This is a genomic window from Desulfofundulus sp. (assembly GCF_049701015.1).
Taxonomy (GTDB): Bacteria; Bacillota; Desulfotomaculia; order Desulfotomaculales; family Desulfovirgulaceae; genus Desulfofundulus.
This window is the reverse complement of record NZ_JBNATZ010000199.1, coordinates 1-4,597: the sequence shown is the minus strand read 5'-3', so window position 1 is coordinate 4,597 and position 4,597 is coordinate 1. Positions and strand designations below refer to the sequence as shown.

General features: G+C 60.5%; 4 protein-coding genes. 3 read left to right on the top strand and 1 reads right to left on the bottom strand.

Annotation, left to right across the window (positions count from 1 at the left end; translation table 11 throughout):
• Positions 1-1,331 (top strand): DEAD/DEAH box helicase (locus ACPLUI_RS11285; protein ID WP_424660360.1); only part of this gene is annotated, 1,331 nt, incomplete at its 5' end.
• A 32-nt stretch (positions 1,332-1,363) separates the two neighbouring features.
• Positions 1,364-3,571 carry a DNA polymerase gene (locus ACPLUI_RS11280; protein ID WP_424660359.1) on the top strand — a complete coding sequence of 736 codons (2,208 nt, stop codon included), beginning with the start codon at positions 1,364-1,366 and terminating at the stop codon, positions 3,569-3,571.
• 15 nt (positions 3,572-3,586) lie between these two features.
• Here ACPLUI_RS11280 and ACPLUI_RS11275 read toward each other — a convergent pair whose 3' ends face one another.
• A complete protein-coding gene (locus tag ACPLUI_RS11275) occupies positions 3,587-3,799 on the bottom strand; it encodes a helix-turn-helix domain-containing protein (RefSeq protein WP_424660358.1) in 213 nt (70 codons plus the stop codon).
• 215 nt (positions 3,800-4,014) lie between these two features.
• Here ACPLUI_RS11275 and ACPLUI_RS11270 point away from each other — a divergent pair.
• The coding region (locus ACPLUI_RS11270; protein WP_424660357.1) for a hypothetical protein at positions 4,015-4,597 on the top strand (583 nt) is incomplete at its 3' end.

Here is a 4,597-nt window from a genome sequence, read left to right as displayed (position 1 = left end):
CTTACCGCCGCATCTACGAAACCCTTTCCCTCCTCCCCGGCCAGGACACCGGCGGCCGCCTGCACCTGGGCGTCACGGCCACCCCGGACCGGCTGGACAAAGTCGGTCTCAAGCACGTTTTCGACGAGGTGGTCCACGCGCTGACAATCGGGTTCATGATCGAGTCCGGCTACCTCGTCCCGGTCAGGGGCGTCCTGGTGAACGTGGGGATCGACCTGGACGGGGCCGCCGTGAACCCCGAAACCGGAGACTTTTCGGATTCCTCTCTTGCGCGAGTAATGGAATCCCCGGCGGTCGTGGAGGCCATTGCGAGAGCCTGGGTCGAGAAGGGCGAAAACCGCAAGACCGTGGCGTTCACGCCTTCCGTGCGGATGGCGGCGGACCTTGCCGAAGCGCTGCGGGGGATGGGCGCGGCGGCGGCTTTCGTCTCCGGGGATACTCCGGAACACGAGAGGCGGGAATTGCTCAGGCAGTTTTCGGACGGGGAAATTCGGGTCCTCGCTAATTGTATGGTATTGACTGAGGGTTTTGATTGCCCCGACATCGAGTGCGTCCTCATGGCCCGGCCTACGAAATCCCGCGCCCTCTACCAGCAGTGTCTGGGCAGGGGGTTACGCCCCGCTCCCTGGGCCGGCAAGGCGGACTGCCTCGTGCTGGACGTGGTGGGGAACAGCCTCAAGCACAAACTGGTCACGGTAGCCTCGCTGGAAGGGAAAGAACCGGGTACGGGCACAGAAACCTCCGAACGTGAATCCGGTGATGAGCCGAAACCGCGCCGGGTGACGCTGTACGCCGGGACGGAGAAAGTCGTCGGGCTGGTCACCGGTTTCGGCTGGCTGAAGATGCGGGAGGACCTTTTCGCCCTGTACGCTTCCGACCGGAACGTGGCGGTACTGGTGCGGAAGAAAGGCGGTATATGGCAGGCCCTGGCGAAGGACTTCAATGTGGAGGGGATGGCCGGGGTGCAGGTGCTTTCGGAGGGGCCGGACAGGGGTTACGTCTTCGGGGCGGCGGAGAATTTCGCTGCCGCCATCGGCGACCCCAGGCTCCTCCGCGAGGACAGGGAATGGCGGCAGAAGCCTCCGAGCGAGGCCCAGATCGGGTTTTTGGAGCGGATGGCGGCACGCCGCGGCTTGCGTGACTTTGTCTCTCCCGCCACGAGGGGGGAGGCCTCCGACCTGATCACGAAGTGGCGGCTGGAAGAACTGCTGGCGCCGCCTACGGAAAGACAGGTGTACGCCTTGAAACGTGCCGGGCTGTGGGAACCTGGCTTGACAAAGATAGAGGCTACACGGAGAATTGTACGGCTTAAAGGAGCGGTATCGTTTTGAATTTCGGTCACAGGAAGGAAAGGGGACCTTAAATGCTTGAAGCTAATTACGCTGCAACGCTATCCTCCTGGGCTATGTCGCGGGTGGGAGGAGTTCTGGATTTGGTGAAGAAGGAATGTTCATCCGACGGCGGGCGTCCTTTCGCGTGGGCCAGAGAAAACCGGCCCGACCTGGCGGAGAGGCTCGCCGTGGAGGAAATCCGCGTCCACGAAGCTTTTGAAAAGGTCGTCGAGGACCCCTCCCTGGTAGGAGAGTTCGAGGCGGCCTGTACGGCCTGGAAAGACGTCCTCATGGAAATTATCCGTGCATACCGGGAGGTCAAAGGCGTGATCCGTGCGAAGAACGGTCAGGAAAATACCGGCATGGCAGGTACCGCCGGTTTGGCTGAGAATGCACGTTCGCGCGGGGCTGCCGTGTTTTCAATACATCCGGAAGCGGTACTGAACCCCGAAATTGTCCTGATCGCCTCGGTCGAGGAGCTCCGCTCCGCGCTGGCCGAGGTCGCGGCGGCAGGTGTTTGCGGGGTAGACACCGAAACGGCGGGCCCGGGGAAAAAGGGAGGGCTCGACCCGCACGTTGGTGAGGTCCGCCTCGTACAGATGGCCGTGCCGGCGGCGGGCGGCGGTGTTAAGTCGTTCGTCGCGGACATGTACCGGGTGAAAGACTTCACACCGTTCTGGGAATTTTGGAATGACCACAACATCTTGAAAGTCCTCCACAACGCCAAATTCGACCTGAAGTTTTTCAGGAAGCATTTAGGCCGGCGGCTGCCGCCGGCCCGGTTGTTCGATACCATGCTGGCCAGCCAGCTGCTGGCCTGCGGGTTGGACGTCGGGAGCCACTCTCTGGCGGCGTGCTGCCGGAGGTTTTCAGGCATTTCCCTGGACAAAGAAGAGCGGCTTTCGGACTGGTCTTCCAGAGAGCTGAGCGAGTCCCAGATCGCGTACGCGGCCAGGGATGCGGCGGTGCTCCTGCCTTTAGCCGCGGCGGAGATGAAGGCGCTGGCTGCAGAAGGGCTGAACCGCGCCGCGAAAATAGAGTTCGATGCCGCCCTCCCCACGTCGGAACTGGAATACGCCGGCATACCTTTCAACAGGGACCTCTGCCGGAAACTGATGGAAGAGGAAGACGCGCGGGCCGCGGAAATCCGGGCGAAGCTGATGCAGGAACTCGCCCCGGCGCTGGAGCAGGGAATTTTCGGGGTGCGGGAAATAAACCCGAACAGTCCGTCGCAATTACTTCCCGTGTTGAAAGCGCTGGGTGTGGACGTGCCGAACACGATGGACGACACCCTGCGCCTGATGTACCCCGACCACCCGGCGGTCAGGGCCTTGCTGGAGTACCGGAAGTGCGAGAAGCGCCTGGCGGCCTTTTTGAGGCCGTACCTGGAGTCGGTGCACCCGGTGACGGGGCGGATACACGCCGAGTTCGTGCAGATCAACAAAAACGGGGTGGGGAGGTTTTCGTGCCGTTCGCCCAACCTCCAGCAGCCGCCCAGAGAGAAGAGGTTCCGGGAAGTCTTCGCAGCTCCGGAAGGCAGGAAGTTCGTCGTCTGCGACTACGGGCAGATCGAACTGCGTATAATGGCGTGGTTGTCGAAGGACGCGAAAATGGTGGAGGCCTACCGCAAGGGACTGGACCTGCACACCATGACGGCGGCGATGACCGCCGGGGTTTCGCCGGAACAAGTCACAAAGGAGATGCGGCAGCGGGCCAAAGCCTGTAATTTCGGCATGATATATGGGATGAGCGCCAGGACTTTTCAGCAGTATGCGAAGACAAGTTACGGGGTCGATATGTCCGAGGAGGAGGCCGCCGCTCTCCGCGAGGCTTTTTTCCGCGCGTATCCCGGCGTGGCGGCCTGGCACAGGAGGCAAAAGGCCTTCGCCCAGGCAAACCGGTTTGTACGGACGGTTTCCGGTCGCAAGCGGAAATGGCCGGAGGGGAAAGATTTACCGATTACTCAAGCTTACAACACCCCCGACCAGGGGACGGGAGCCGACATTTTAAAAACGGCGATGTTTTACATCTACAGAGACCTGTTTTTCCGCGGGTGGGAAGACGCAGTGATCGTCAATTCCGTCCACGACGAGATAATTCTCGAATGCCCCGGGGACCTCGCGGAAGAGGTAGCCGGGCTGGTGAAGGCCGGCATGGAGGCCGCCTGGTACGACCTTATGGGCGACGAGGTCCCGATAGAAGCGGAACCCGTGGTTGGGACTTCGTGGGCCGATAAGTGAAGTGCGGCCGGGTTCTCAATTTCTCTCCCGCCTCTTGACATGCTGGACCACGTCCTGGATCTCGCAGTCCAGGAAGTCGCATATTTTGTCGAGCGTCTCCATCGAGACGTACTCGCCCTTGCTTATTTTAGCCAGGGTGGCCCCCGAGATGCGGAGCTTTTCCCGGAGGTCCTGAAGTTTCAGGTCTTTGTCGATGAGCGTTTTCAACAGAGGCTTGTATGTAAACATGGTTTTCCCCTCTTTCTCAAAACCTTTTGTAAGATATTATAACCTAAAGGTTTAGAATTGAAAACAAAAAGTTTTCAAAAACCTCTTGACGGGAGGTTTATTTTTGTCTACAATAGGTTTAGAGATCTAAACATCTAGTTGAGTATTTTAAAAGGAGTCTGCTCGCGGATGCGCGAACAACCGCCAGGGATGAGAGAGAAAGGAAGGTTTTAAGGATGCAGCCGATTGTAAAAGCACTCCTCGAAGTTTCTGAAATCGAAACTGCTGTCCGCCGCGCTTTCGCCTCCAGGTGCAAAATTTACGAGTTGGACGCAAAAATTAAGGCCCTGGAAGCGGCCATCCCCCCGAACCAGCGTACCAGCTCCCCCGAGCTGGCGAAGCTCCGGGAAGAGCTGAACCAGGCCCGGGCCGAGTACGCCGCTTCGGAGGCCAAACTGGAGGCGCTGAAGGCCCGCCACGCCGGGGCCGTTGCGCTGGCAAACCTGCTGGCCGCGATGGTACAGGCCGGGCGGGACACCCAGGCGCTGGAAGCGGCCGTAGCGGAAGCGCTGGGCGGGGGGCAGGTGCCGCCGTCCCAAAATGCTCAGGCCGACGACGGCACGGAGACCGGCACGTTCAAGGTGCTGGAAGCCCGGCCCGGCAAGTCCCCCGGCGTCGTCAGGGCCTACTGCCGGGCCAAAGACGGTACCAAACATGCTGTATTCGCCAAAAACGGCGCGGGCCAGGCTCTGGCCGGTGCGGTAGGCAAGACGGTGGAGATTAAGTACCGGCAGGGTGACAAAGGGTTCATAGCTTTGA